We start from the raw sequence: 424 nt of genomic DNA, 5'->3' as shown, positions 1-424 counted from the left end.
CGCAGGGTGGGTGCGGGTCGGTCCCATTCGGGGGTTTTGCCGGCCGCTCGGGCGGTGTAGGCGTGGCTGAGGTCGCGGACGAGGAGGGCGTGTGACCAGCCGTCGAAGGCGATGTGGTGGATGCCGATGCCGAAGAGGATGCGGTTGGTGGATTTTTCGCGGATGAGGGCGGCGCGCCAGTTGCGGCCCTGGGTGTAGTCGAGGGGTTGTTGTAGTGCTTCGGTGAGTTGGTTGAGTGCGTCTTGTTCGGTGGTGGCGTCGGTGAGTAGGCGGAGCTGGGGCATGCCGGTGTTCGGGGGGATGATGGCGACGGGGGGGTCGACGCGTCGGTAGCGGGCGCGCAGGGACTCGTGTCGTTTGTGCACGTCGCCGAGGGCGGCCATCAGGGCGCGCGGGTCCAGCTCACCCTCGATCCACCAGGTGG

General features: G+C 68.2%; 1 protein-coding gene. It reads right to left on the bottom strand.

Annotated elements, in window-relative coordinates; translation table 11 throughout:
- The coding region (locus tag C5N14_RS31515; protein ID WP_243640298.1) for a condensation domain-containing protein at nucleotides 1–424 on the bottom strand (424 nt) is incomplete at both ends.

It is taken from the genome of Micromonospora sp. MW-13 (assembly GCF_003434305.1).
Classification (GTDB): Bacteria; Actinomycetota; Actinomycetes; order Mycobacteriales; family Micromonosporaceae; genus Micromonospora.
Note: the sequence above shows the minus strand (reverse complement) of the source record. Positions and strands in the feature narration are given on the sequence as shown.